Raw genomic sequence first — 25,659 nt, 5'->3', positions numbered from 1 at the left:
CATGGCTATTTTGCATGAGAATATTTCCAAATCATACATTTAAAAAATTGCCTCTAGAACACAAAGGATGATTGAGCCATGAATGTAAAACCTTAAGAAAGTCTCTTTTATACAACAGCAGCGAATTTGAACTACCCGCCACCGGCTCGCTGATGCTCCTCGAGGCGGGGGATTCTGATTCCTAAGAACTCCGTTCGGTCGAAGAAAGGAATGTTCTCATCTATTTTTTAATAAATTTCATAAAGTTAAGCATTTCAAAGGAATCTTCTAAAATCCTTTGCTATAATTAATAACGTGCTCATCGGGTTTCATAATGGAGAAGAATGGAGATGTCAATGTAAAAATGGAATCACGAAATCGAAAGATCTTGCTCGGTTTATCCATCGCTGCCTTTTTAGGGCCGTTTACGCAAACAATTTATACCCCCAGCCTTCCAGAAGTCGGACATTTTTATGGGGCAAACCAATTTATGGTCAACCTTACAATTTCCCTCTATACGTTCATCTTAGCTGCCAATCAATTTTTCGTCGGCCCTCTAACAGATACGCGCGGACGAAAAGCCACACTGCTGCCCGGTCTGCTTATCTTTATGGTCGGCTCACTCATTTGCTTTCTGTCATCGAATTACTATTTATTTCTTTTCGGAAGAGCCATGCAGGCATTCGGCATCACAACCGGCTCAGTCGTAGCAGCGGCTGTCATCGGCGACATCTACGCACCTCATGAACGCGGCAAAGCAATGAGCATTTATCAAACGATGGTCTTTCTAGGGCCCGTGCTCGGCCCAGTCATCGGCAGCTTCATTTCCGCCTATGCGGATTGGCATACAGCCTTTGCTCTATTAGCAGCTGCTGCCCTATTTGCTTATTTATACAACCGCTCTATGCTGCCTGAAACCTTGCCGCCCGATGCGGTAAGCAAAAAAATTACAGTGCGGACCTTTCTTGATATTATCTCAAACAGAGCTGCTTCCGCAGTCATGCTGCTCGCCTTCGTACAGTTTTATGGATATTACATTTTTCTCGTATTCTTGCCTAGCTTATTAGACGAATTGTTTCAAGTCTCACTCGCAGTAAAAGGTTTGTTCTTCATGCCGCTTACCGCAGGTATTGTACTTGGCACAATGCTTGGCGGACGCCTGCAGGCACGTTTAACGCATGCAGCCATTTTAATCTATTCCTCTTATGGAATCGGGCTTGTTGTCGCTCTCTTTTGGGCATTCCTGCATTGGAGACTCCTGACAATCCCTGTGCTTATCGTATTTTTGCTCGGCTACGGCATTTTGCTCGGCACAAGCCTGCCGTCGCAATCGACCTCGCTTGTGAACCTGTTCCTCAAAGAAAAAGGAACAGCAATGGGCGTCTACAACTTCGTCCGCTTCACCGGTGCCGCCATTGGCCCGCTCTTCGGTACAACCTTGTACCATCTCGGCGGGGATGACGCATTATATATTACATTATTTGCATTCCTGCTTGGAGCCGCTTTTGTCATTCAGCATACAATGCGGCAAACAGTGGTATTGCAAAAGGGAGCATAAAGAGGCCGGCATGGTCCGCCCTTGCTCCTACGAAAAAACACGCCACGCAAAAAGCTCCTTTTGCGTGGCGTATTTTTCTGGGGACGGGCGCCATCTAGGAGAGCTTGGACAATGCCCGAAAGAAATGTCATAATATACAACATTACCTGTAAAATTTATATGTTACCGTTTCCTCGCTTATAAAATCCCCCCTTCTTATTCGCAAAAAACCTTCAGCTTTAGCTGAAGGTCCCAAACTTTCTATTTAGACATCAAATAGAAATATAAATAACATTGCTCAATCAAAAAATACTTCAAAACATTTAAGGACAAGCGTTAGTAATAATGTTCAGTCTCCATCCTCCGGCGATAGAACCGACGTCACGACCTGCATCATCAAATACAAAAAGTCTCCATGCACCATTTGGATTTGTTCCATTGAAAACGCTTAAGCTTGATCCGTATGGCGGTGGTGGTGCTGGTGCAGGGAAGAGATCGCCACCTCCATAGTTACTCGGCTGGAACGTACCAGAAACGATTTGACCTTCGTCCGGCAATGGAGATAGCGCAAAGTCGTTAAATGTTAATGTAACATTATTGATAGCATTACCGTCACCTGCATCTGACATAAGAATAACGCTCTGCCCTAGTGGTCCGACAAGCAAAATATCAATATCATCCGGGAAGGTATGGCTTATATTATTTAGTGTTACTGTCACCTGAGTAATGGTGCCAGGCACGCCTGCGACATTAATAACTGACGGATATGGTGCGGCCGTTCCTGAATCCGGGATAACAATTGGTGCTGGATTAGAAAACGTTTGTAAATTGCCGCAACTCACCGTTATGGTTCTGGATGTTGTAACTGATTCACTACCGGCTATAGCCGTTACAGTTATCGTTACAGGGGTAGGGGGCGTACACGATGTTACATTCACTGTAGTCGAAAAATTACCTCCAGCATCTGTTACGTCATGGCTGGGTGTAAAACTAACTGCAGGATCAGAACTGCTGAATAGGACTACCGCACCTTCTCTTGGGGTTACTCCATTACAAGCTACTGTACCTGTAATTTCACTTGAACATACTATGGCAGGTGGATTTAGCAGTGTGATTACCGGGCTGCAGAGAGGTGTTGGAAATGTTGCTGGAAATGCGATTGGACACCTACATATGTCATGACATTTTCTGTTTTTCATATTAATCATCCCTTGCATTTTATGATGCTTATGTATTCTATGCATGCTTTGTACCGGATGTACGATTTCTACTGAAAATACATACAAAACAGGGACGATATCATTTTTCAAGCGGCCTTTCAACTTCCGATAATCTGCGTTATATCGCCTACGTCGTCGATGGATGTGAGCATTTTGTTGGTGCATGTGTCGTATTGTAAGAATGGCTGACAGGGACGAGCGGTGCATAGTAACAATATAAAACAAAAAGCCCGGCCGTTTTAGCCGAGCATTCGAAATATTATCTTAATTTATTAAGGAAAACTCTTTATACCGTTCTCTAACATCATTACCAAAAAGATTGACGTATGTTTTAACAATCTCAAATGATATATGCGGACTGCACAAGGGGCGATTGATTGAAATCGGAACCACAATCCGATGCATTAACTACTTCGTTGCTCTCCAAGCAACATACATATGTCATTGCATTTTACTCTCTTAGAAGTTGTTAACCTGACAACCATTTATTTAAAATAAAGGATCCTTATATCAAAATGTATTTTTATTTCTTTTCAAATATACCATACGTTCGTTATCTGCTTATCTCAGCAAGCCGTCAGATTCCCTTGAAGGCTTGTTAGTCAGCCTCTAATCATGCTTAGAATATTATTTACTGTTTTCCAGTTACGTGTTGTAGCCAGAACATCCAGTTTACTTTCTAGAAAATGATTAGAAAATCTTGTTCTCCCATAACCTTTACCGCACAGCAAAAAAACTTCACGATTTATAAAGCGAAAATCATCAACATCATTTTTATACGACCTAAGTCTCTCTGTCGCTTCAATAGTTGGTTCCCTATCTAAAAACGTCACATACTGTTTTTCAAAATCCTCGTTTGCACTAAAAGGATTTTGCTTTATGGCCTCTTCAAGCTCACTAGCTGTTCGAATGATGGAAGTGACTTTGTAACCAAGAACATCTTCTAATTCTGTTTCGATTTTACAAAGAATACTGCGACTCTCTGCTGTTGATTCAAAAATGACATTACCGCTTTGAATATACGTTTTCACATTTTGAAATTGCAGAGATTCAAATATACCTTTCAATTTTTCCATTTTGATTATTTTCTGCCCACCCGCATTGATTCCACGTAAAAAGGCAATGTAAATTGTCATGGTTAACCTCACTTTACTGAAAGTAATGCTCAAAGCAACAAGCTTTGTAAAGATCCAAAAGAAGGCTCCCTGCATTTTAGCAGATAAACAAAAATACTTTTCCCACCCCCAGCAGGTAAGAGAGGGGCATAGATATAAAGAAAAGAGAAAAAGCGGCGCTGTACGCCGCCTTTCCTTTCATATGTGCTTACGCTTTTGTATAATTGAGATCCCAAATTACATCAAAGCGATCCTTGACTTTAGCATATTTCGCCCCCCAGAATGTGTCCTGCAGCTCCATTAAAACAGAACCGCCCTGACTGAAGGCGTCATATATCTTTTGAATTTCTTCTTCACTTTCCAATTCAAGCGCCAATGAAATACGATTTCCAGCTTCAATCGACTGGCCTAAAAATGCGTCGGACATCATGATAAATAAATGGTCTTTTTTGAATTGCGCATGCATGATTCTGTCATCAGCTTCGGGAGGAGTCGGAAAATCCGCTTCACCAAAGGTTTGAATGCTTAGAATTTCTCCCTCGAACACCTCTTTATAGTACTCTAATGCTTCTCTAGCGTTGCCATCGAAGGTAAGATATGGGGTTGCTTGATGTTTCATTTATAACACTCCTTTAGTTATTTCTCTTTATTTTTCACCAAATTCATCATTCAACTGTTATATTCTGACTCAGCAACATGCTTCACCCGATTGACAAAAGAAACCACCTCTTGATTTGTTGCAGATTGCAAAAACAGTTCAGCATTCTCATTCAAGGCTTGGTTTGTAGCTGTATATCTAAACAATGTATGGTTTTCATCTATCTTTTCTAATTCATATGTAGCCGTAATATCAAACATATTGGCAAGTATAAACCCAACTTTTAGCTTCTTATGGGTGGATGCATTTACATATTCAAGTGTTTCTACATCATACTCTTGTGTTTCTTCGCCTTCCTTATACTTCTGACGGTACACATTCCCTACAACCAAATCTGTTTCTTTCACCGGGATATTCTCTACCACTTGCGGCATAAGCTTTTGCATTTGTTCTAAGGAACCATCTAAGTACGAAAACACATGTTCAATCGGCGTATTGATTTGTACTTCTTCTGTCCAGCTTTTCATCACATTCCCCCTTTGCATTTGTAATTACTATCATTATACGAACTGGTGTTCTTATTGTCAAGATAAGGAAAAGCCAATTATGAAATTAATTTTTCAATAACAAGGTGATAGCTGAGACAAAGAAATATTACAAGTTTACGGGGGCAATTCGTAAATAGAAAGAACGCAGCAAGCATTTAAGTCAGTTGTAATGGTTATTTGTCATGAAAAAAATAATGATTTGAAAAGCATAAGAAAAGGTTCAAAAGCTGAAAACTTTTGAACCTTAAATGGATAGCTATCAGAGCAGTCCCTTCAACATGGTATTATTGCAAGTTTTCCTTTAAACGGGCCAGCTCTTCACGGATACGTCGCATACGTGCAAGCAGCTCCTTTTGCATATCCGCGGTTTCCGGCTCCTCCTGCACAGCTAATACCGTTAGCTCAAGTTCAAGCCGCTGAATTTGATTGATTGTATCCGTTTGTTCAGGGGATGCAGACAGTCTAACGTTCCGAAATTCCTCATATGTGCCCGGAAATACTCTTGTCTCCTCTCCACCAATGTATAGAACCCTCGTAGCAAGCTTTTGCAGCAAATACCGATCATGGGAAACAATAATTGTTGTTCCCGGATACTGTTCCAATGCCTGCTCGATTACCTCGCGAGTATCAATATCAAGATAGTTTGTCGGCTCATCAAGTATAAGCAAATTTGCTCCCGAGAAATACAGCTTCACAAAAGCAACCCGGCATCGCTCTCCCATACTCAAGTCCTCAATTCGCTTAAATACATCCTCCCGTTTAAATAGAAAGCAGCCAAGCAGTGTGCGTGCATTCGTTTGTGTCATGTCCGGGATCTCTAAAATGCTTTCCAAAATCGTTTGCTCTACATCCAGCTTTCCTAACTCCTGCGCAAAATAACCGATTTTCAGCTCTGGATGATGGATAACCGAGCCAGAGGATGGTATTAATTCACCAACAAGCAGCTTGAGCAGCGTTGTTTTCCCTGCACCATTCGGCCCAATCACAGCGATTCGCTCCTGCTTTTGGACATGAAACGAAAGGTGTTGAAATAACGGCTCCTCCCCATAAGAGAATGCGAGCTCTTCTACGCGCACTAATGAGTGTGCTTCAAAGGAGCTTTCCTGAAAACTCAGCTTTACCTTAGCCGCCTCCTTTGGCTTCTCTATGCGTTGCTCTAGCAGCTTCTCTAATGCTTTTTCCTTGGCTTTAAAACGCGTCACATGCTTTGTTGCTTTCTTTTTCGCAATCGGATCGCGCTCGCTGGCAGCATTATGGCTTTGCTGAAACCAGTTTCGATACCTTGTAATTACCTCCTCCAGCTTGCGGCGTTCTCGCTCTTCCTTTTCATATTGCGCGGCAAGTGCTCTTTCCTCAAAATCCTTTTGCGATCGATAGGAGGTATAGCCGCCTTTATAGCGCTTCGTTCCTTCAGGAGTCAATTCATAAATCGCGTGAGCAACGCGGTCTAAGAAATAACGATCATGTGATACGATGAAAACCGCACCCGTATAATGCCTAATCCAGTTCTCCAGCCAATCCATTGTCTCACTGTCCAGGTGATTTGTCGGTTCATCAAGAATAAGAAGCTTTGGTTCTAGTGCTGCCAGCCGTGCTAGCTGTGCTCTCGTCTTCTGTCCGCCGCTTAAGCTGCGAAAAGGAAGGTGCCATAAATCCTCCGATAGGTTTACTTTTTGTAAATACGTCTCCACGCGCACCTCCCACGTGTAGCCGTCTAAGTTCACATATTGCTCATAGAGCCTATTATAGGAATCAAAATCAGCATCCGGCTGTCCAAGCTGCTTTTCCAGTATACCCATCTCGCTTTTTATACGAGACAGTTCCGGCATGCCTGCATATACGAAGTCCAATAATGTCGTTCCCTCCGCTGTATGAAGATGCTGCTCCATACAGCCCCATTCTTCAATAGGCAGCAGCCTCTGAATGCTTCCGCGATCTATATTCGTTTGCCCAAGCAATGCTTGAATAAATGTTGTTTTTCCTGTTCCGTTTCTCCCAAGCAAAGCGATATGTTCGCCTTGTGAGATTTCAACATGCACGTTCTCAAAAATTTGTTTGCCATCCCATTCCTTTGCAACTCCATCTGCTTTTAAAATCAGCATATGCATTCCTCGCTTTCGTCAAATAAAAAATCACAGGCAGCTGCCTGTGATGATATGCGAAAAAATGAATAACACAAAAATGGGTTGCAAAAGAACATAGTTCGATCGCGAAAGCATTTTTGCCGCATAAGCCGCATTCTAAAAATGGGCATAGTTATCCTGTACACATACCGCCGTCAGGCAGCGCCTTTGTCTCGTATAGCTTTAAATTAGCGAGCAAAGTGTACAAAATACATATCGGCAAAAGTACCTCCAATCATAGATTTAACTTCATCATAGGTAATATATGGGAACCTGTCAAGAGGTGTTAACACTTTTTATAAATATTGCTTTGAAAAACTTAGCCCTGTAGAAGTCCGAGGTAAGGAAATCAAGACAATCCAACCTTCTTTTTTGTTTTATGAAAGTGCGATAGAATGAAGTGATAATAGAGCAATATTAGGCCTTCTACAAGAATGTAAATAGGAAGCGAATATCCAATTGTCCAAGACTTATATTTAAAAACATGCGCCAAGGAAGCCAGCCATTCGAATCCAATTGAAACCAACGCCCAAACAACAATGTAAATAATAATAAAAATACCTCTAATGCGCCATCGATCATACAAATACACAAAAAGATATCCGAACGGACCGTATATAAACCACGTGATTACGTCAGTAATCTCATATTTTGGCGAATCGTTCATGTCATATAAATCACTTGGAGGGGCAGCCAATAATTCGTCCATGGTAATCGGAACAAAAAGACAAAAAGACACTATCATAATCGTTACCGTTAAGGGAAATCTTTTCGGAAGCCTCCAAATAATGATATATCCGACTAGTAACATAATGGTGATAAACCATTCATTACTATCGAATTGTTTCGGCATCATATTCATCAGATTTCTACCTCTTGTTTCAGAATTTGATGAAAGAGCGCGCGGGTAACTGTTATAACGAGCACCATAGAAAGCCAAAACAAAAAACTATGATAGAAATGCCAATTCCTTCTTTCTAATATGTGAAGTACAACCTCCCAAGACTCAATAGCAACGAGGCACATGACACATGCTATGATGACTCCAATTTTGGTAAGCAGGGAATGAACGGCTATCAAAACATTTTGGCACGCCACGATCAGAATAGGCACAACCGTATAACTACCAAGAACAAGGATCCCATACTTATCCAGCTGTTTGGGGATTAATAGCATTTCCTCATTAAGTGAGATGATGGAATACGCATTCGCTTGCACGTAAGTAATAACCATCCATGTAAAAAGAAGTTCGAATAGGTGAAGTTGCTTGGGAGAAACAGCAATGACCCCTATCGCGATCACACATAAGGAAAGAAACAATGATACCATGGATTTCCTCCTGCTAATACACACATTTTCCCCTTCTCTGACTTATCGTTTTATACTATAAAAAAGATGAAAATCTTCCATGTAAAAACAAAACTTCAAGTTGATAAAATATGCTCCTCTTCATACTTTTTACTTCTTAATTGTTTTAGGATGTCTGGAATTTGTTTGAGTGGGACGTTTTAACCCAGTCTACAAATGTCTCACCCTTAAAGTTATTTAGCATTTTCAAGCCTTTTTCTATAAATATCTGGACATCCTCTTGTTCTATATCAGTAAAATCAAACGGAAATTCCTTTTGTGGAAAAACTTGCTCAGCAATTTTCATTAACTTTGCCCATCCCAGATCAGTAAGCGATACATATTTCCATTTCGCTTTACCTTTATGCACGGTAACATAATTCTCTCTTAGCAAGGGTTGCAGCAATCTGCTGACCGTTGATAAGTGCCAGCAGCCTAAATTGCTGATTTCGCTAATTGTTAGAGGTTTTTCATGTGTCGATAAAATAAACAAAAGATGCTGCTGAGCTGAAGAAAGCCCGTGTTCTTTATCAATAGACGCCCACTGCTCCACCATACAAAAATACAAAGCACGAATCGTTAAAACCGCTTGTTTTTTCAATTCAGTATCCATAGCTTGAAACTCCCTCAATTTCATTTGTATTTACAAGTCACAAGTATTTTGTACAAATATAGAAAACAATATTCCTATATCTTGCCAACTTGAAATCATGCCGTTAAGTGCTCTGCTAAGTTTAAAGGAAAATAGCCCAACAATAAAAAGGATTGCGCAATCAGCATATTACTGATCTTGCAATCCTTTTAAATCCTCCACATTCACCAGTCTTCATATATCCATAATTTGAATTTCTCAATAACAACTCTAATAATCAATCCAATAATTATATAATAAACGAATGAATAGATATATTTCCATTTTATATAAAAAACCCATCCAAGCCATACAGATAGTGGTTCTCCAATAAATGAATACAAAAAAGCCCAGCAAATTAGTGCTATATTAAATTGCTTCCAAGTCCTAAAGTATTGATACAAAAGCATGTAACCTACTGGAACGATTGACATATCAAAAGGAATGGCTTCCGGGCCGATAGGCAGAAGATCTATTGGATAACCCCAGAAACTTAAATCGCTTCCTATGACATCCAAGAAGGTTGTAATAATTATGCTCAGACTTCCGAATAATGCAATTTCAAGGATTCTTTTTTTATCAAGCACCTTCCAGAAAATAACCCAAGGAAAAATGGAGAAAGCAACAAGAAGCCACCAATTCCATGTTAAAACTTCATGGCTCATCCATGCTTGAATATCTTGCTGCATAAACTTGTCATATAGCTTTCTCGCTTTCCAAAAATCCTCCAACTTACCGCTCATAAATGGATCACACCTATATGTAGATAAATTTTATAATTGTAGTCATTCCTTTATTTATTATTTTCTACCCATTTTCCGGCTGATCTTTATAAATGAAAGCATATTTACATATCATTTTCCTTTATAGGCTAACTGCTTTTGCCGGAAGCGTGCAGACAAGAAGCACCGACCTCATCTCACCGTTCCCTTCGTATCCACGCGGCTTCTAAAGCAGCTATAATCTGATTGCATCGGGAGAAATTATGGCAAACTAAAACGAAAGCGAGGGATTCGATGAGAAAACTTATAGTTGTCCTTATGTTATTGACATTCGGGCCGAGCGCCGAGGCTGCTCCCCAAAAGCATATTCCCATTCTGATGTACCATTCCATTGATGAGTTTAAAGGCAGCGGCATAAGGGATTTATATGTCTCACCTAAAAGCTTTGAACAGCAAATGCAGTATTTAAAGGATAACGGCTATACGCTTCTCACCTTTGAACAATGGGCGGAGGTAAGCAGCGTGGAAAAGCCGATTTTCGTGACATTTGATGACGGGTACAAAAACCTATGGAACGCGTTTGCTGTGTTTCAAAAGCTAAAAGATGATACATTTCAGCCTGCAGGAACGATCTTTGCCATTTCTGATTTTATTCACAAGCCGCAGCGGCTGTCCCGATCGGAACTTTTGGAACTTTCAAATTCCAAGATGTTTTCCATTCAATCACACACCGCTACACATCCAGACTTACGAAATACGCCCAACTCCGAATATGAGCTCAAAGGGTCGAAGGAAAAACTCGAAGCAATTACTGGAAAGCCTGTCATTGCTCTCTCTTATCCATTTGGTTTTTTCGATGACAGGGTAATAGCTGAGACGAAGAATTATTATAAATTTGCAGTTACGGTGAAGCCAGGGCTGTTCACAGAAACGGGACGGCCTGATGAATTGTACCGCATGCCCCGTGTTTTTGTTACATATGATATGACGCTGGAGCAGTTTGCGAAGGCAATTCGTAAATAGACAGAACGCAGAAAGAAATGTGCCGCGTATACAAGGTGATGCTTCTTTGACCACTGTGTTTGAGGTAGTTGCGAGGGTTGTACTATTATAAAAGGCTGCCAGCTGGCAGCCTTTTATTTTAAGAAACAACAGAGTCAATCGGCGGTTGAGAATCGATGTGCCCAAAGAGCACTTGATGCAGCTCCGAAGAACAGCACCACAGCCGCAAGACTAAACAACCAGCCGACAAATGGAATTTGGGCGAGCAGAAAAAGGAAAGGGCGATAGTCCCTACTAGCTCACGGACAACAGCATGCAGCTTGCTGCACCAATGACGTCACCTTCGACAGTGCCGTTCACTGTAATCTTCCTGCCGGCGGCATATAAGTCCCCTTTTATCGTTCCGTCTACGATGACTTGATCATCAGCCATAAAGACGGTACGATTCTTTACCTCATCCTTTTGAGCAACGCTTTCCGGTCATGGATCCGCTTCGGTCGAGAGCAATTGAAAGATTAATAGGAGAACGTTCTAATGAAGACGTCTCCGATCCTGTCAGTTCTAGTAAGATATAAGCTTGCTGTTTACCGGTAATGGGAATGTAGGGATGGTGGAGAGCCTGTGATAAGGAAATTGTTTTACTCATGAAATCGCTCCTTTTATGGGATATGTTTTTAGTTTTCGATTGTATGATTGAATCATTCTTTTATACAAATAGTTTCTAACGCACCTTAACTGATATAATTGGAAATTTATTTCCTTTTTATTATAAAATAGAATGCGGCATTATGCGCGTCGCTTTTAAAATTGTTATTTTCCCCTTATACCTTGCATAACCTTAAACAAAAACAACTTTAAGGAGATGGAGATATATGGATGAAGCAGGATGGGCTATTCAAGATATCAAAGAATATGACCACTTAAAGTTACAATGGATTAGAGGTAAGGGATACCATATTTATGATACAAATCACTTTCCAGAGGTGCCTTTGCAAGAATTTAGAGAAGGTAGATGGGCAGCTATCGAGGCTTTTGATAGAATGGTTTTAGAATATTTAAAAAAGAAGTATGAAGAATGAACTTATTAGATTAGTAATAATGAAAATCGGTTAGCCCATTAACTCGAATAAGATAAGAAAAAGGCAGGAGCTCCTGCCTTTTTCTTATCTATCGTCGGTCTATGCTCTTCACATAATTGAGGAAGGGGATTCTTTACCTATCACGGAATGACCAGTTTTCCTGTTCGTATGTATATTTAATCCCTCTTATTTCTTAGAAATTCTTCAAACGTTATTTTTCCTATTTTTCTATTAGAATTAGTATTTTTCCCCTCTAATAACGCTTTATAAAGCTTCCCTGGCAAAGGCAGGCTTACAACTTTATTTGCTTCATTACTTATCTTCATTTTCAGCTCGGCCATTTCTCTTAATGTCATAATTTCTGGTCCCGCAAAGTCATCAACTTTTTCTTGAGGACCTGAATGGATGAAATCAATTAAATGATTTGCAAATTCACCTTCCTCTACACTTTGAAATTTCATGTTTCCAGGAACAAAATATCTATGAAATAAAGGTTTGGATAAAAACATACTTTCAACAAAGCTGTGGAACTGAGTTGCACGTACGATCGTATAAGGAACAGAACTATTCTTTAGCAATTCTTCTGCTTCGCATTTATGCCTGTAATATTTCAGAGGTATATCTTCAATGCCGACAATTGACGGATAAATAAAATGTTTGATATGCTGCAGCTTACTTAAAAACTTCCCGAAACCTAATACATCAATCGCTTCTGTATGTTTCATTGGACTCGTTGCAGCATGAATAATTACATCTACATCTTTTGCTGCTTCTTCTAGTCCCTCACCTGAAAACATATCACTATACACCCAATCAAAATGTTCTGTATGTTCAGGTTTTCGCCTCGAGGTTATTTTGACTTTATAATCAGAACCCTTTAGTTGATGTAGCAAAGCTGAACCTAGCTTTCCCGTCGACCCCGTTACCAATATATTCACGTATTCCCCTCCTGCTTTTCTGGAATGTTTTGTATAGTAATATTCATACAATAAGGACTTTATAACTAACCTGTCTCTTCGTATGGGAGCATTCGTATCGATATGACAGTTTTGATGAGAAATACCAAATATTGAAATGCACGAGACCAAAGGAATGTTGATACCTGTTCGCATGCCCGCGGCTCTCTTTGTCAAAAAGGCTATAAAATCAAAATGGTATCTCATACAAATGGTCTTTGGATATCAGGAATGGATGCAACTATCAAGATATAAACTCCTAAATCCGCATGTCCCTATCATATAAAAAGGTGCACTCAGAAAGCAATTTCCCCGCCTTCTAAGTACACTCCTCCCAACATCTTACTTATACCAACTCCCCATCACCCACATCCAACAAAACCCTCACAACACCCTCGCATTCCTCCCTATGGAACAAACCATTCATCGCATCCAATACCTCCGCATGACTAGACCAATCATACACACGACACGTATCCGTATAAATCTTTGTATAAGCTGCGTTCGGCCTTTTCGCCTGGTTGCTAATGCGAATTCCTTTCTCTTCTAGTTTTATCAAGAAATCCAGCCTCTTCTGGGCTTCAAGTGGACCTACTTCAATCGTGAACTTGAGCCGGTCATCCTTTAATCGTTCAAACCACATGCTCACACAGTTGTTGAACCACCAATTCCATCGCGGTACGCCGAATTGCTCCTCTAGATTCCTGAATTTCGGAATAATAAAGGATGGTAATTTAGGATGAATTCGATAACAGCCTTCAGGAATGTCGTGATGTTTCACGAATAGATGAAAGGCATCAGCCAAAATGCCTGCATGATCACGAACCCCTGCTATATCCTCATCACTGGAAGTTGTCTCGTCTTCAGAGTCTGGACCATGTACAATGTCTTGAATCGACTTTGATATAGCGGACGCGATTTCTTTAAATTCATTACTGTTATACATATTGTTCATCGTGCGGCGAAGCTCTTCTCTGTCTGCCCAGTTGTGAACTGCTTCTGTTGCTGTATAAATTCGCGTGTACATGGCTCCTGCTTCTTTAGACTTGAGCCTGATTTTTACCCCATTCTCTTCCAGGGTGTTGAGCAGCAGTAATCGCTCCTCGTACGCTAAAGGTCCTACCTCTACAGTTAGCTTAATTTTGTCATTCCATATTCTTTCAAACCAGATCACGAAAGCATTATTCAGCCACCACTCCCCTTGGGGAGTGCCTAAGGCGTCATCCAGCTGTCGCCACTCAGGCAAAATAAAGGATGGAATTCGTATATGCTCGCGGTAACAAGATTCTTCCATGTCATTTTGCGCTGCAAAGTCCAAAAAGGCTTCCCTTATAACACTATTGCCGACAACATATATGAAATGAATTGTTTCTTCATGAGCTTTATAAATTTTTTGGATCGCTTGTTTCTCCTCTGTACCTAGGCTGGCTATCATATTCAGGATAGTACGGTTAGCTGTTTTTCCGGCTGTTTTTTCACTGTTGCTCCAGTAAAGAAAATCAACCGCATCCCTATGCTTCTTATAAACATCCAGTGCCAGCGCAATATCCTCTTCATCCCGAACGAGTTCATCCTCCAGTACAGCTATGTAATGTAAAAGAAATTCCTTTACCGATTGAAAGATGTATTCACTGTTGATGTCTATGTATGCCTTTAGTATGTTTAAAATATCATTATAGTCTAAGATGAAATACTCACGATTGCTTGGTACAGAACCGTCTAAACTTAAAAATATCGGAATAATTGTGTATCCTTTGTATGTTTCGCGAACAAAGTTTAAATAGTTATTTAACTGTCCTTCCGATTCTCCTGACTTGTACTTGTTTTCAATCAAAATGACAATGTTCTGCGCTTCTGATACGGCCAAAATATCAATTCGTTTGCCACTCTTCGTTTGTACCTCACGAAACACTTCTACATCATGAAGCGAGCCTTTATGCAGCATAAGTAAGTTATACTCGCTCACTATATGTTCATTCTCTGTCTTCACAAAGATTTTAGCTAACAGTTTATTGAGCAAAAATGGCCCCAAATTGTGATTGCCATTTGGGTCTAGCAGCCAGGAGATAACATTGGAATGACGTATTTCAAATTGATCGACCCGCAAAATTTTAAATGGGTTGAATCGGTTAAATTTACTGTGAAGCTTTTCAAACTCAATTGAGCTATCTAACAGTGATAAAACCGCAGAATAATAATCCACTTTAATTCCTTACCCCCGATCCCCCGTCAACAGCTGCACCGTCGGAATATCCGCAGGCGCCCACTCGAGGTGCAGCAATTCCTTCGCAGGCACCCATTTAAGTTCCGCATGCTCTTTTGCAGTCGGTGTACCATCTATAACTTTTGCTTTATATGTAATCAAATTCACAATTACGTTCGGATACTCATGAATAATATCTGCATATCTTTCGAAGATCTCGATTGTGCAGCCCAGCTCCTCTTGGATTTCACGGCTTAGCGAGTCCTCTGGCTGTTCCCCTTCTTCAATCTTGCCGCCGGGAAATTCCCAGAGGTTTGGGAGGTCCATTTCGGGAGAGCGCAAAGCACATAAAATATCATCCTTTTCATTAAAGATAACTGCTCCAACAACTTGTACTGTTTTTTTCATATATAGTCCTTCCTTTCATCGCACGTCTAAAAAGCTTGCTGTTTCCTAATTAACATAAACACAAGAGTGAAAAAATAAACTCTTATTAACCAAGAAGGAGACGCAGGATTTAACATCCTGCTCTCCTTTTTCTGCTGCACGCTTACTGATGTGCCTTCATATACGCAATCGTTTGTCTCAATCCTTCTTCATAAGAAGTACGGGGCAGCGTTCCAATCATCTTTTCGTACTTCTCTCCGCTTAGAACAACCGGTTCTTCAGCTAAATACAACATTTCCACAACCTCGCGCATGTTTGCATTAAATAAACCAAGAAACCGAATCATGCCTTTCGTAATCGTTGATACGCGCTTCTCATACTGCGTGATCCCTCGAAGCATTTGCACAATTTCCTCTCCTGTAATAACACCAGCCCCAGGAATATTCCAGTTATGTCCGTATGCTTCATCGCGCAAGGCTAAGCTGACGATTGCCTTTGCCCCGTCTGGAGTAAAAATGAATTCTCTTGCAATCCTTTGATTTCCGACAAAGCTTGCTTTTTTGTTTTGTACTACGCTTTGCAGTGTGTAGTTCAAAATGGTGTTTTCGGCATTTGGACCGTAAAAGTCAGGGAAATGGGCAATGAGCGCTGGAACACCGGATTCCTTTACTATTGTTTCCACCTTTAATCGAATCTTTCCCTTTTTCGTATGAGGCTGTTTCGGCGTCTCTTCATTAACCTTCTTACCCGGGCTCCTGCCGTACGCATAGATATTGTCGACAACAGCAAGCTTTGCCGATTGTTCCTTCGCTGCATGGATAATATTCATCATGAAAGCAGCTAGTTTTCCTTCCCACTCAGCGTACGGTATGTTCGCTGCCTGAAAAATAACATCCGCTCCTTGGGCAGCTGCTTGCAAATCCTCTATCCGAAAAATATCACCGGTCACGATCGTGACATTGGGGTCTTTGCCAAACAATTTCTCTAGTTTCTCTTTTGTACGCGCAAAGGCTGTAACCGCTATTCCTCTTTCACACAATTCCTTGACAATCGAATACCCCATTCCACCTGAAGCTCCTAACACTAATGCTTTTTTCATTCTAGCTTCCCCCTTTAGTTAATTAACCATCGTTCAATTATATTTAAAAAAAATTATATGAGTGATTTGAGCAAAAAATTCACATGCGACCGGGCCAAATCCTTTACCTCGTCATAACTGACTACATGACGGCTATAGTGGGTAACAAAGCCGTGTAAGGATAAAAAGATAGACCATATGTCTTGGAGCGAGGCTTTTTTGTCACATAATATATATACATTTTTCGCAAATGCCTCATAGCTTTTATTTGGCCCTTCATTGATAAAATTTCTAACCTCCTCATCCTTAATAAGGAACATAATTTCATAATGGCTTTGATGCGTGAGACCAAATTCGATAAAACCAAGCAGCACCTGCTTTAGCTTTTCGTGATGATCCAGCTCCTGCTTCATGATGTGGTCTAATATGTTGTCAAGCATATGAAAATGCTCTCGTACCATGGCATAAAATAATTCTGCCTTGTTTTTAAAATGATAATAAATCGCACCATGGCTGTAGCCGAGCTTCTTTGCAATTTGCCTCATTGATACATGCCCATACCCGTTTTGGATGAATAGATCTCTTGCTGCATCCATAATCATTTCGCGTGTTAGTTCTTGTTGTACAGATTTTCTTGGGGACATGGAAACCTCCTGTTATTGACCATCGTTCAATAAATATTGTATTCCATTAAGTTCCATTCGTCAACAGCAGGATAATGAAATAGGCTTGGTATATTGTATATTTCAGCTAGCATATCGCACAAAAGACATTCACAATTCTAATACTTATTATATTCGACGTTTACCAACACTTTCTAACGATTTATTGTAAAATTCAACTATTATAACTTTCGATAGTAGATTATAATTTAGAAAATGGTATATAAGGGATGCCACTACGAAAAACCTCAATGGTGTATGCTAAAACGTTGCTGCTATTCAGTCTGGGAGTTTATGATCGATTTGTCTTAAATACAACATACTGCGAGAAAATAATTTTCATGAGCAGGAAAACTTTAGAATCCTGTGCCATTAAGATCGATTGGTTCCTTTCATATATTCTGTATAAATCTAAGGGCCAGCCTTTATATTTCTATCTTAATAAGGTTAGGAACGTGATGAGTGTGAAAGATGTAAAAACTAAACAAAAAATATCTAAAATGCAAAATATGCAAATTTTAACTTATAACAATCCACTCAAACAATCTATACGCAAATTGACAGCAAGCAGGAATGAATATCGCTTCATAAGCGAATTTCTTCCGATAGGAGTACTCATTTATCAGGATGGACGCGTTGTTTACGCTAATATCGAAGCGGCTCGGCTCCTCAAATATACTCGTTCAGAGATGATGGGTCTTCACCAAGAGAGGATTATTCATCCAGATTATATAGAATCGGCAAGCGTACGTTTGCAAGCAATTTCTAATGAACAAGGCACGGTACCATTCTCAGAATGTCTATTCGTTTGTAAAGATGGGACTTCCGTTAATGTAGAAGTCAAAGGGACGTATACTCAGTATAATAGCCTCCCCTCTATAATGGTCGTGTTTCGCGATATTACGAAGCGCAAGGAAACAGAACAAAGCATCAGCAAGGTTTACGAAGAACTCGAAAAAAATAATATCGAGCTGGCAAAACAAAAAGAAAAACTGCAACACACACTGCAGCATTTATCGGACGTTAAGTTTTCCTTAGATGTGTCATCGATTTTAGTCATTACAGATGAAAAAGGCATTATTAAGGATGTAAACGACAAGTTCTGTGAAATTTCCAAGTACAGTAAACAGGAATTACTAGGCCAGTCCCATAGAATGATTAATTCAGGCTACCATGCCCCGTCCTTCTTCAAGGAAATGTGGCAAACCATTTGCAGCGGAAATGTATGGAAAGGTGAGGTTAGAAATCTGGCTAAGGATGGGACATATTATTGGGTAAATAGTACGATCGTACCGTTTCGGAATGCGCAAGGAGATATTCATCAATATATATCTATCCAACATGATATTACCTCACAAAAAGAAAACGAAGAAAAGCTTCGGGAAATGAACGAGCGACTGCACGCACTCGCGCAGGTAGATGGCCTTACCGGTATTGGCAACCGCCGTTTTTTCGATGAGGAACTAAAGAAACAATGGGGACGGGCCGTTCGAGACTCTACTCCGTTATCAGCCATTTTATTAGATGTCGATTATTTTAAATTATTTAATGATTATTACGGCCACCAAACTGGAGATGAATGCTTAAAAAGCATAGCCCAGGCTGTCAGCAGTTCCTTACTGCGGGCAGGGGACATTTGCGCTCGATATGGCGGTGAGGAATTTGTTGTTCTACTCCCTAATACGGATCAAACTGGGGCTCTGTTAGTAGCTGAACGTATTCGCGCAGCTATCGAAGCTCTTAAGATTCCGCATCGACAATCAGAGATTAGCCCGGTTGTCACAAGCAGTCTTGGCGTAGCTACCTTATTTCCAACTCGAATCAATCATATGAAGGATTTAATCGCAATAGCTGATAAAGCTGTCTATCGTTCCAAACGAGAGGGCCGAAATAAAGTAACCTGCTTAATAACGGGTTTAGAGGAGCAAAAATCAGATCAGGTAACAGTATCTGCTTATAGTACACAAGTAAATAGTTTGATTAATGAGTATACCTCTTCTCTACAAGCGTTTGACCAAGATACATGGGAGCATTCTAATCGTGTGGCATACTATGCCATTCAGCTGGCAGAAAAAATGAATTTACCTGTCGATGCGCGTCAAGATCTTTATATGGCTGGATTGCTTCATGACATCGGAAAAACAAGCATCCCATTTAGTATTCTCAATAAGCCAACCCGGCTTACAAACGAAGAGTACGCCATGATTAAAGAGCATTCTGTCCTCGGCTATGATAAGCTAGTCCGTCATGAGTTTATAAAGGATAAAGTTGACTTGCTGGATGCGGTGTTATACCATCACGAGCGATGGGATGGCAAAGGTTATCCGTACTCCTTACAAGGCGAGAACATCCCGCTTTCCGCTCGAATTTTAGCTGTAGCGGACGCATTTGATGCGATGACGACCGATCGTATTTATAAAAAGGGCTTATCTGTACAAGAAGCCTTGGAAGAAATTAAGCGAAACAAAGGCGCTCAGTTCGATCCTGCAATTGCTGATATATTCTGTAATTTGTCTTCAGAGCTTATATAAATACAAAAAGGAGCGGATTCGCTCCTTTTTGTATTTATAAGCTGGTTTTGGTTCTGCTGTTTTATTTTTTATAAACTTTCCTCATCCATTTACGTTGACGATACGTTCCAAAAAGATACCATATAGCTGATAGAACCAGTAAAAAGAGCGAGACCTAAAACAAGTGCATATGGTTGAGAATTACGCTTATATAAGTAAAAATCCCATTACATATACCTATCATAACAGCATACCTCTTCGTTGACTCATAACGTGTAAAATGAAACTGTCTTTTTTGCTCCTCCATTTTCCACTCTCTTGTTCTTTTCGGTTCCTGCAGCAAATCGGGCATACTCTGAACCATTTGCACAAATGGGAGAGCAAAGAGCTGTTTGCTTTTCTTGATGTAACGCAAAAAAGGCTGACGCCAAAAGTACATTCAGTACCTTTAGCGTCAGCCCTCCTTTTATATTATTCCGCTCCTCGATATACGTATTGCTCCTTTGGCGTAGCAACCTGTTTCCAAGATGTCACGTTCAGCACTGGAATTGTCGTACGAAACGGTTGATAGTATTGTGTTTCAATCGTCCCATCTACCGTAATCCACTCATCGTTGCCCCAATCAGCATCCTCCGGCTTGTTTACAAGCATGCCGTATACACCGGAATCGGCCACACAATGGATGATGCCGAATCGGAACAGGAAGTATTGATCCTTCCCGGAGCTGTCATCCCGGAAAATAAAGCCTTGAAATGACAATGTCTTATCAACAAACTCACCCGGACTGTTATAAATTGTCTCCATTCCTTTTAGAAAATCGGTATCTGTCAAAGAAATCCGATCGCGATTGATATATTTCTTTTTCTCCTTTTCCATCAGCTCGCGGTACCCTTCACTGCCGTAATAAATGCTCGTATCGGGCTTTAGAAATTGCCGCTGCATGTACGGATCGTTATTTCCAGGCTCTGCGACCGGGAAATGAAATCCCTTTGCCTTTACGATATCAGAATCAAGAGAAGCGATCGGGAGAAATAGACCGCTAAGAATTGGAAACCATAGTAAAGCGAAGGAAAAACGGCGATTCCAGCCCTTCTCCTCCTCATGATGATGGCCGCAATGGTCTCCGCAATGCTCATGATTGTGATCATGCGACTCCTTCCTAAAGACGGTAATCACCTGTACTACCGTCAGCAATGCAAGCAGCACTGCAGCGCTTTTAGAAAGATAGGCATATTTCATATTGATATACTTCGTAATATTTCCAGAGATATGCAGCTGTATAAGCAAAAAAGTAAATCCTAATAATATATAAGCACGTGCCATACTTATCACCCCACAAAATGAAGCACTACTGAACTCATATAAACTGTCGCTGCAATTACAGCGATTAACCCAATGACAAACTTTGTCCGAAATGACCCAAGCATCATCAGCGTATTTTTAATATCCACCATCGGGCCAAATACAAGGAAGGCCACAAGCGAGGATACCGCGAATGTACTTTGGAATGAGGATGCAATAAATGCATCCGCTTCTGAACAAAGCGATAAGACAAATGCTAATCCCATCATCACCCCGGAGGATGCAAATGGACCTTGTCCAATGGAAAGAAGCACAGATGTTTTCACAAAGGTTTGCACGCTTGCTGCAATTAAAGAGCCGATAATTAAATATTTCCCCATGGAAAAGAACTCCTGCACCGCATGCTCGCAAACATCCCAAAGCTTTTGCTTCAGCGTCTTCTGCGTAATCGGACTATGACTGTGATGACTTTCATTCTTTAAGATAGAGTCCTTAAATAAAAAAGAAACGATAAGCGCGACAATAAACGCGACAACAAATGCCGTGCCCGCACGAAGCCATACCATCCTCCAACTGTTACCAAATGCCACATAGGTAGCAAACAGCACAACAGGATTGACAATCGGGCCAGTTAACATAAAAGCAACCCCTGCATGAGCAGGAACCCCTTTTCCGATTAAACGGCGCACAATTGGAACAATGCCGCATTCACAGCCTGGGAACAATAGCCCGAGCAGCAACGACATCAAAATCGACAGCACTCGATTCTTTGGCATGAAACGAGCAATCATATCCTCCGTTATAAACATTTGAATGAGTCCAGAGATAAATACCCCTATTAAAATAAAAGGAAGTGCCTCAATTAAAATAGAAATAAAGATTGTATTCATTTGCAAAAAAGCTTTTGGTATATGCACAAATTCCATAGAAGTCACCTCGCTATTACGAAACCTGATTGTCATTTTACGCCTATTTTTCTATTTCAACAAGTAGAAGTACTTAACAAACTAAACAAAAAAAACCGCTGTAAGCTGCGGATTCTCTCAAACTATTATAAATACAAGCATTAAAAAGAAAAACATCTATCGTTCAAACAGACAACAGATGTTTTTCTTGTGCCTGCTTTCCAAACAAGGAAAGAAATTTCACCCGATCTCATATTGGCGGCATATTGTTATTTCCTAATAAATATCTCAATAAGTACAGGGCCGCTAAGATGATCGAAAAGCCTTGTGATACCATCATTCATGTCTTCCATGCTTTCTACACGCCAAAAGTTATACTTTCTTATCTTAATTAAAAATATACTGCTCCCTCTTTAGACAAATACTTTCGGGTAAACTCCTCCGCCTTAATCGGCCGGCTAAAGAAATAGCCCTGCATTAAATGACATCCGTGAGAAACTAGAAAATCTGCTTGCTCCTTCGTTTCAACACCTTCAGCAATTACATTCAGGTTTAAATTATGAGATAACGTAATAATTGTATTTGTAATTGCAGCATTGTGTGTATTTCCTACAACATCTTCAATAAATGCTTTATCAATCTTCAATGTATTCATTGGGAATTTTTTTAAATAACCTAAGGATGAATAGCCTGTGCCAAAATCATCAATGGCGATTTCTATACCCAAATCTCTTAATTGCTGCATGGTTTTTAAGGCTACCTCTGTATTTTTCACAATTAAGTTTTCTGTCAGCTCCAGTTCTAGACAATGCGGGGGCAGCTCTGTTTCTTCTAAAATCTCCTTTACCACAGCCACTAAATTTCTTTGTTCAAATTGACGCGCGGATAAATTCACTGCGACACCGATTGATGAATATCCTGCATCATGCCAAAGCTTTAGCTGCTTCCCTACACTTCTTAGAATCCATTCCCCAATTGGAATAATGAGCCCTGTTTCCTCAGCGATTGGAATAAATTCATTTGGAGGGATGATTCCCTTTTTAGAATGGTTCCAGCGAAGCAACGCCTCAACTCTCACAATTTTGTTTGTTTGATAATCAATCTGAGGCTGATAATATACCTCAAACTCATTGTAATCTAACGCCCTATACAAATCGTTTTCTAATTTAATACTCTCAACTGTCCGCGGATCCATTCCTGTAGCATAAAATTGGTAATTATTTCCCGATAATTCCTTTGATTTATACATAGCCATATCGGCATTTCGAATAAGCGTGTCTGCATCATCACCATCATGAGGGAATAAGCTGATTCCAATACTTGTTTTGATAAACACTTCGTCCCCATTTAAATTGAAGGATGGAGTAAAAGAATCAAGTATGCATTCAGCAACTGTAATAACCTCCTCCTTCTTGGATATGCCCGGTAACGTAAGAATAAATTCATCCCCGCCTTGCCGGGATACAGTAGCTCCCATTGGGATACAGCTCTTTAAGCGATTTGCTACCTCCTTAAGCAAACAATCACCGTAGCTATGTCCTAACGTATCGTTTATCATCTTAAAACGATCTAGGTCTAAAAACATAACCGCTAGTGTTTCTCCATGGAGCTTAGCATATTGTAACCCTTGATTTAATCTCTCCTTAAAGAGGACCCGATTTGGCAAATTCGTTAAGCTATCATAATACGCATGATATTTAATCTCTTCTTCCATCTTCTTTCTGGAAGTGATATCGTTAAACGTTACAACATAACCGACTGCTCGATCCGCTTCTTTTATTGAAGAAATAATATATTCAACAGGAAAGCACGAGCCATCCTTCCTAACAAATTGTTCTTCTCTATTATGGTGATGGGTATTTTGTTCTATATACGCAAAGAATGTTGATTGGTCCTTCGTTTTGATTGGTCCGAAAATACAATTGCAGGATTGGCCAATTAGTTCATCCTTTTCATTATAGCCTAACATGCTGACTGCCGCAGGATTACAAAATGTAATATTTCCTTCAAGATTTAAACCAAATATCCCTTCACCGGCAGAGTTCAAAATCAATTCCTTTTCACGGCTTAGCCGCTGTAATTCACTCACAGCCTCTTGAAGCTCTTTATGCTTATTAATAATTTCTGAAGTCCGCTCCTGAATAATGAGCTCTTGCTTTTCCTTATACAGCAAATTGAATAAAGCAGAGGCGGTAGCATCTACAATATATTGCGCCAGCTGTATATCGGCTTCTGGATATACCTTTCCCTTCTCCTCTAGGTTTACAACAGGAATGGTCCCTAACACTTGTCCCATAGCGACTAGCGGCATCATAAACAAGCCCTTAATCCCAAACTTTCGACAAGCCTCATGATTTGGCCTAGGGTCGGCAAACACATCGGGAACGAGAATTGCCTTTTTCGTTTGGATGACCTCTTGGAATAACAAATCCTTGCTATGGTCTAGCTTGATTTCGCCGTGAGTCTCCAGCCATTCTTCTTCCGTCCAATCACTGTCTTTACTTAGCCTTGCTGGTTTCAGTTTTTTTTCGGCTGCCGGATCAAGTAAATGAATACCGATATTGGAGTTGTTCAGCACTTGCCCTACATAATGAAAACACTTGTCCAGCACCTCCTGCACTGTGGTACACATAGATAAGTCGCGTGTCACATCTAACAGCAACTGCTTTTCAGCAATCACGCTTTCTTTACGAGCGAGATTATTTGCATTGCGAATCGCTACAGCAGCCATATTCACATAAGCCTCAACCGTTTGGATTTCTGACTCGGTTAGGTTCATCGGGATCCCATAGTCAAATAAAAAAACCAGCCCGTACAGTTCATCATCATATGAAATCGGAAGACCTAATAAAGATTTAATTTGAAAGGCTTCAATAGCCCTCGGATCTGGTCTGTTGTCAATCGATGTATCTGGAATATAAATAACTTTCCTTGTTTGAACCACTTCTTTTGCCAACAAGTCTACTTCCGGGTCAACAACATGCATATCAAGAGTCATTCCATTAATGACATCCGGTTTTCCCACATATCCTCTATATGTCCCATTCTCCTGCGGTAAATAAATTCCTACCGAATCACATTGGACGATTTCCTCAGCTATTGCCGTAGCTACATGCTCTAACACTTCACGCAGTTCTAACCTCGTATTGATCAATTTTGTTAAATTCGCAAGACGAGAATATCTAGTGTGTTCTCCTGGCATGTTGTCTCCCCCCTCAAGCGCTTGTTTCCTAATAACTTTATTTTTTATTTTTAAAAAAATATATAATTTCCCTTTATTCTTATATTCTAAACTAATTTATTTATATAGAACACGAACAAAGATTACCAATCCCCATGACTTGCAGCATTTGTTTTGCCCTTTAGCTCTCGCATTATTTCACCCCTTTGGTTATGTAATGAAAAGACAAACGGTTCCTTTGGCTCTCCGGGGGATTTAGCATTTCGATTTTTATGAATACACATACGATTTTATACGGGGCAGTAAGCGGCAGTGCGCCTTACAGCGTTACACTTTTTGTTACTTCCCTTCTGAATATCGGGCTGGTTTGCTATCTTGCGAAAATCGGCTGGGATATTGCGGTGAAAGGCGGGTTGCAGCTGTTTAATCGGCAAACGCAAGCTGAAAAAACAGCTTCATAAAAAAAGCTCCATCGGCTCATCGTGAGCAGGCCAATGGGGCTTGTCTATCAGATTTGACCGAAAGAGTACCCCTACTTCAATCGTGTGAAGAGCGTAGCCCAATGATTAAGTAG

24 protein-coding genes and 1 pseudogene are annotated in these 25,659 nt (G+C 40.4%); 7 read left to right on the top strand and 18 right to left on the bottom strand.

The genetic code is table 11. The features are described from left to right. Positions 1 to 313 precede the first annotated feature (313 nt). Positions 314 to 1,537: an MFS transporter gene (locus AC6HZ4_RS09990; protein WP_497494834.1), complete on the top strand. Its 1,224-nt coding sequence runs from the start codon at positions 314 to 316 to the stop codon at positions 1,535 to 1,537. A 302-nt stretch (positions 1,538 to 1,839) separates the two neighbouring features. On the opposite strand, the gene AC6HZ4_RS09985 is transcribed toward AC6HZ4_RS09990, so the two are convergent. After that, positions 1,840 to 2,235 carry a hypothetical protein gene (locus tag AC6HZ4_RS09985; protein WP_497494833.1) on the bottom strand — a complete coding sequence of 132 codons (396 nt, stop codon included), beginning with the start codon at positions 2,233 to 2,235 and terminating at the stop codon, positions 1,840 to 1,842. 7 nt (positions 2,236 to 2,242) lie between these two features. Here AC6HZ4_RS09985 and AC6HZ4_RS09980 point away from each other — a divergent pair, with 7 nt between their 5' ends. Then, positions 2,243 to 2,698: a hypothetical protein gene (locus AC6HZ4_RS09980; RefSeq protein ID WP_497494832.1), complete on the top strand. Its 456-nt coding sequence runs from the start codon at positions 2,243 to 2,245 to the stop codon at positions 2,696 to 2,698. 640 nt (positions 2,699 to 3,338) lie between these two features. On the opposite strand, the gene AC6HZ4_RS09975 is transcribed toward AC6HZ4_RS09980, so the two are convergent. The 8 genes from AC6HZ4_RS09975 to AC6HZ4_RS09940 all read right to left on the bottom strand — a co-directional run bounded on the left by AC6HZ4_RS09975 (position 3,339) and on the right by AC6HZ4_RS09940 (position 9,829). Next, positions 3,339 to 3,872: a DUF1697 domain-containing protein gene (locus AC6HZ4_RS09975; RefSeq protein ID WP_497494831.1), complete on the bottom strand. Its 534-nt coding sequence runs from the start codon at positions 3,870 to 3,872 to the stop codon at positions 3,339 to 3,341. A 187-nt stretch (positions 3,873 to 4,059) separates the two neighbouring features. Beyond that, a complete protein-coding gene (locus AC6HZ4_RS09970) occupies positions 4,060 to 4,470 on the bottom strand; it encodes a VOC family protein (protein WP_497494830.1) in 411 nt (136 codons plus the stop codon). 50 nt (positions 4,471 to 4,520) lie between these two features. Beyond that, complete coding sequence (locus AC6HZ4_RS09965) at positions 4,521 to 4,976, bottom strand: SRPBCC family protein (RefSeq protein WP_497494829.1); 456 nt, start codon at positions 4,974 to 4,976, stop codon at positions 4,521 to 4,523. Between the two features lie 305 nt (positions 4,977 to 5,281). After that, on the bottom strand, positions 5,282 to 7,099 hold the full coding sequence (gene abc-f / locus AC6HZ4_RS09960; protein ID WP_497494828.1) for a ribosomal protection-like ABC-F family protein: 1,818 nt from the start codon (positions 7,097 to 7,099) through the stop codon (positions 5,282 to 5,284). 370 nt (positions 7,100 to 7,469) lie between these two features. Then, a complete protein-coding gene (locus tag AC6HZ4_RS09955) occupies positions 7,470 to 7,982 on the bottom strand; it encodes a hypothetical protein (RefSeq protein WP_497494827.1) in 513 nt (170 codons plus the stop codon). Next, entirely contained in the window at positions 7,982 to 8,449 is a 468-nt protein-coding gene (locus tag AC6HZ4_RS09950) for a hypothetical protein (RefSeq protein ID WP_497494826.1), read from the bottom strand. The genes AC6HZ4_RS09955 and AC6HZ4_RS09950 overlap by 1 nt, the downstream gene beginning before the upstream one ends. Positions 8,450 to 8,594: 145 nt before the next feature. Further along, positions 8,595 to 9,080: a MarR family winged helix-turn-helix transcriptional regulator gene (locus AC6HZ4_RS09945; protein WP_497494825.1), complete on the bottom strand. Its 486-nt coding sequence runs from the start codon at positions 9,078 to 9,080 to the stop codon at positions 8,595 to 8,597. 203 nt (positions 9,081 to 9,283) lie between these two features. After that, the gene (locus AC6HZ4_RS09940; RefSeq protein ID WP_497494824.1) at positions 9,284 to 9,829 is read right to left on the bottom strand and encodes a CBO0543 family protein; all 546 of its coding nucleotides are present in this window, start codon (positions 9,827 to 9,829) and stop codon (positions 9,284 to 9,286) included. Between the two features lie 285 nt (positions 9,830 to 10,114). Here AC6HZ4_RS09940 and AC6HZ4_RS09935 point away from each other — a divergent pair, with 285 nt between their 5' ends. Beyond that, positions 10,115 to 10,843: a polysaccharide deacetylase family protein gene (locus tag AC6HZ4_RS09935; protein WP_497494823.1), complete on the top strand. Its 729-nt coding sequence runs from the start codon at positions 10,115 to 10,117 to the stop codon at positions 10,841 to 10,843. Positions 10,844 to 11,276: 433 nt separating this feature from the next. On the opposite strand, the gene AC6HZ4_RS09930 is transcribed toward AC6HZ4_RS09935, so the two are convergent. Beyond that, the gene (locus AC6HZ4_RS09930; RefSeq protein WP_497494822.1) at positions 11,277 to 11,468 is read right to left on the bottom strand and encodes a hypothetical protein; all 192 of its coding nucleotides are present in this window, start codon (positions 11,466 to 11,468) and stop codon (positions 11,277 to 11,279) included. A gap of 226 nt (positions 11,469 to 11,694) precedes the next feature. On the opposite strand from AC6HZ4_RS09930, the gene AC6HZ4_RS09925 reads away from it, so the two are divergent. After that, a complete protein-coding gene (locus AC6HZ4_RS09925; protein WP_497494821.1) occupies positions 11,695 to 11,901 on the top strand; it encodes a hypothetical protein in 207 nt (68 codons plus the stop codon). Between the two features lie 176 nt (positions 11,902 to 12,077). On the opposite strand, the gene AC6HZ4_RS09920 is transcribed toward AC6HZ4_RS09925, so the two are convergent. Next, entirely contained in the window at positions 12,078 to 12,839 is a 762-nt protein-coding gene (locus AC6HZ4_RS09920; RefSeq protein WP_497494820.1) for an SDR family oxidoreductase, read from the bottom strand. Positions 12,840 to 12,907: 68 nt separating this feature from the next. On the opposite strand from AC6HZ4_RS09920, the pseudogene AC6HZ4_RS09915 reads away from it, so the two are divergent. Further along, a pseudogene (locus AC6HZ4_RS09915) lies at positions 12,908 to 13,061 on the top strand (IS5/IS1182 family transposase); the annotation flags it as partial. Positions 13,062 to 13,203: 142 nt separating this feature from the next. Here AC6HZ4_RS09915 and AC6HZ4_RS09910 read toward each other — a convergent pair. From AC6HZ4_RS09910 to AC6HZ4_RS09895, 4 genes are all read right to left on the bottom strand, one after another. Further along, positions 13,204 to 15,060: a PDDEXK-like family protein gene (locus tag AC6HZ4_RS09910; protein WP_497494819.1), complete on the bottom strand. Its 1,857-nt coding sequence runs from the start codon at positions 15,058 to 15,060 to the stop codon at positions 13,204 to 13,206. Positions 15,061 to 15,069: 9 nt separating this feature from the next. Next, positions 15,070 to 15,468 carry a (deoxy)nucleoside triphosphate pyrophosphohydrolase gene (locus tag AC6HZ4_RS09905; protein ID WP_497494818.1) on the bottom strand — a complete coding sequence of 133 codons (399 nt, stop codon included), beginning with the start codon at positions 15,466 to 15,468 and terminating at the stop codon, positions 15,070 to 15,072. Between the two features lie 142 nt (positions 15,469 to 15,610). After that, positions 15,611 to 16,546, bottom strand: coding sequence for an SDR family NAD(P)-dependent oxidoreductase (locus tag AC6HZ4_RS09900; RefSeq protein ID WP_497494817.1), 936 nt, complete (start codon positions 16,544 to 16,546; stop codon positions 15,611 to 15,613). Positions 16,547 to 16,599: 53 nt separating this feature from the next. After that, the gene (locus AC6HZ4_RS09895) at positions 16,600 to 17,169 is read right to left on the bottom strand and encodes a TetR/AcrR family transcriptional regulator (protein ID WP_497494816.1); all 570 of its coding nucleotides are present in this window, start codon (positions 17,167 to 17,169) and stop codon (positions 16,600 to 16,602) included. Positions 17,170 to 17,645: 476 nt separating this feature from the next. On the opposite strand from AC6HZ4_RS09895, the gene AC6HZ4_RS09890 reads away from it, so the two are divergent. Further along, complete coding sequence (locus AC6HZ4_RS09890) at positions 17,646 to 19,718, top strand: diguanylate cyclase (protein ID WP_497494815.1); 2,073 nt, start codon at positions 17,646 to 17,648, stop codon at positions 19,716 to 19,718. Between the two features lie 450 nt (positions 19,719 to 20,168). On the opposite strand, the gene AC6HZ4_RS09885 is transcribed toward AC6HZ4_RS09890, so the two are convergent. From AC6HZ4_RS09885 to AC6HZ4_RS09875, 3 genes are all read right to left on the bottom strand, one after another. After that, positions 20,169 to 21,020, bottom strand: coding sequence for a TIGR03943 family putative permease subunit (locus AC6HZ4_RS09885; RefSeq protein WP_497494814.1), 852 nt, complete (start codon positions 21,018 to 21,020; stop codon positions 20,169 to 20,171). 5 nt (positions 21,021 to 21,025) lie between these two features. Further along, entirely contained in the window at positions 21,026 to 21,925 is a 900-nt protein-coding gene (locus AC6HZ4_RS09880) for a permease (RefSeq protein ID WP_497494812.1), read from the bottom strand. A gap of 370 nt (positions 21,926 to 22,295) precedes the next feature. Then, complete coding sequence (locus AC6HZ4_RS09875) at positions 22,296 to 25,106, bottom strand: sensor domain-containing phosphodiesterase (protein ID WP_497494811.1); 2,811 nt, start codon at positions 25,104 to 25,106, stop codon at positions 22,296 to 22,298. 251 nt (positions 25,107 to 25,357) lie between these two features. Between AC6HZ4_RS09875 and AC6HZ4_RS09870 the strand changes: the two genes are divergently transcribed. After that, positions 25,358 to 25,546 carry a hypothetical protein gene (locus tag AC6HZ4_RS09870; protein ID WP_497494810.1) on the top strand — a complete coding sequence of 63 codons (189 nt, stop codon included), beginning with the start codon at positions 25,358 to 25,360 and terminating at the stop codon, positions 25,544 to 25,546. Positions 25,547 to 25,659: the final 113 nt, after the last annotated feature.

The organism is Ectobacillus sp. OTK (assembly GCF_059698935.1).
The sequence above is the reverse complement of the archived record's forward strand: the minus strand, read 5'-3'. Positions and strand labels throughout refer to the sequence as shown.

What these genes read in the sequence shown, in the direction of transcription:
- AC6HZ4_RS09990 (WP_497494834.1), top strand. Translation starts at nt 314, where the DNA reads ATGGAGAAGAATGGAGATGTCAATGTAAAAATGGAATCACGAAATCGA.
- AC6HZ4_RS09980 (WP_497494832.1), top strand. Translation starts at nt 2,243, where the DNA reads ATGGTGCCAGGCACGCCTGCGACATTAATAACTGACGGATATGGTGCG.
- AC6HZ4_RS09975 (WP_497494831.1), bottom strand. Translation starts at nt 3,872, where the DNA reads ATGACAATTTACATTGCCTTTTTACGTGGAATCAATGCGGGTGGGCAG.
- AC6HZ4_RS09970 (WP_497494830.1), bottom strand. Translation starts at nt 4,470, where the DNA reads ATGAAACATCAAGCAACCCCATATCTTACCTTCGATGGCAACGCTAGA.
- AC6HZ4_RS09965 (WP_497494829.1), bottom strand. Translation starts at nt 4,976, where the DNA reads ATGAAAAGCTGGACAGAAGAAGTACAAATCAATACGCCGATTGAACAT.
- abc-f (WP_497494828.1), bottom strand. Translation starts at nt 7,099, where the DNA reads ATGCTGATTTTAAAAGCAGATGGAGTTGCAAAGGAATGGGATGGCAAA.
- AC6HZ4_RS09955 (WP_497494827.1), bottom strand. Translation starts at nt 7,982, where the DNA reads ATGAATATGATGCCGAAACAATTCGATAGTAATGAATGGTTTATCACC.
- AC6HZ4_RS09950 (WP_497494826.1), bottom strand. Translation starts at nt 8,449, where the DNA reads ATGGTATCATTGTTTCTTTCCTTATGTGTGATCGCGATAGGGGTCATT.
- AC6HZ4_RS09945 (WP_497494825.1), bottom strand. Translation starts at nt 9,080, where the DNA reads ATGGATACTGAATTGAAAAAACAAGCGGTTTTAACGATTCGTGCTTTG.
- AC6HZ4_RS09935 (WP_497494823.1), top strand. Translation starts at nt 10,115, where the DNA reads ATGAGAAAACTTATAGTTGTCCTTATGTTATTGACATTCGGGCCGAGC.
- AC6HZ4_RS09930 (WP_497494822.1), bottom strand. Translation starts at nt 11,468, where the DNA reads ATGAGTAAAACAATTTCCTTATCACAGGCTCTCCACCATCCCTACATT.
- AC6HZ4_RS09925 (WP_497494821.1), top strand. Translation starts at nt 11,695, where the DNA reads ATGGATGAAGCAGGATGGGCTATTCAAGATATCAAAGAATATGACCAC.
- AC6HZ4_RS09905 (WP_497494818.1), bottom strand. Translation starts at nt 15,468, where the DNA reads ATGAAAAAAACAGTACAAGTTGTTGGAGCAGTTATCTTTAATGAAAAG.
- AC6HZ4_RS09900 (WP_497494817.1), bottom strand. Translation starts at nt 16,546, where the DNA reads ATGAAAAAAGCATTAGTGTTAGGAGCTTCAGGTGGAATGGGGTATTCG.
- AC6HZ4_RS09895 (WP_497494816.1), bottom strand. Translation starts at nt 17,169, where the DNA reads ATGTCCCCAAGAAAATCTGTACAACAAGAACTAACACGCGAAATGATT.
- AC6HZ4_RS09890 (WP_497494815.1), top strand. Translation starts at nt 17,646, where the DNA reads ATGAGTGTGAAAGATGTAAAAACTAAACAAAAAATATCTAAAATGCAA.
- AC6HZ4_RS09885 (WP_497494814.1), bottom strand. Translation starts at nt 21,020, where the DNA reads ATGGCACGTGCTTATATATTATTAGGATTTACTTTTTTGCTTATACAG.
- AC6HZ4_RS09880 (WP_497494812.1), bottom strand. Translation starts at nt 21,925, where the DNA reads ATGGAATTTGTGCATATACCAAAAGCTTTTTTGCAAATGAATACAATC.
- AC6HZ4_RS09875 (WP_497494811.1), bottom strand. Translation starts at nt 25,106, where the DNA reads ATGCCAGGAGAACACACTAGATATTCTCGTCTTGCGAATTTAACAAAA.
- AC6HZ4_RS09870 (WP_497494810.1), top strand. Translation starts at nt 25,358, where the DNA reads ATGAATACACATACGATTTTATACGGGGCAGTAAGCGGCAGTGCGCCT.